This is a genomic window from Fischerella thermalis PCC 7521 (assembly GCF_000317225.1).
GTDB classification, from domain to species: domain Bacteria; phylum Cyanobacteriota; class Cyanobacteriia; order Cyanobacteriales; family Nostocaceae; genus Fischerella; species Fischerella thermalis.
In genome coordinates, this window is sequence record NZ_AJLL01000119.1 from 1 (window position 1) to 446 (window position 446).

1 pseudogene is annotated in these 446 nt (G+C 46.9%); it reads left to right on the top strand.

Annotation, left to right across the window (positions count from 1 at the left end):
• Nucleotides 1-84: 84 nt before the first annotated feature.
• Nucleotides 85-446: pseudogene (locus UYK_RS24550) on the top strand (glucose-6-phosphate dehydrogenase); the annotation flags it as partial.

Below are 446 nucleotides of genomic sequence, written 5' to 3' on the forward strand. Positions count from 1 at the left end.
GATCGGCAAATCTGTCCCGATTATCGTGTTAAACACAGCACTCTTTGACTGCTTGCTCAAACTACATCCCTCAAGAGGCTCGTGATGACAACTCTTCATTCAGACGCACTTGTATTTTTTGGGGCGACAGGCGATCTTGCCTACAAGAAAATTTTTCCCAGCCTTCAGGCAATGGTACGACGTGGTAATCTTAATATTCCGGTAATTGGGGTTGCCGGGCGATCTTGGACAACAGATCAACTCAGGGAACGAGCGCGTGATAGCCTAGAACATCATGGTGGTGTAAATCAAGCAGCATTTGAGAAACTTTCTTCACTGCTCCAGTACGTTTCTGGTGACTACAACAAACCAGAAACTTACGAAAAGTTACGTCAAGCCCTGGGCGATGCTACTTGTCCCCTCTACTACTTAGCAATTCCGGCCAGCCTGTTTGCACAAGTAGTGGA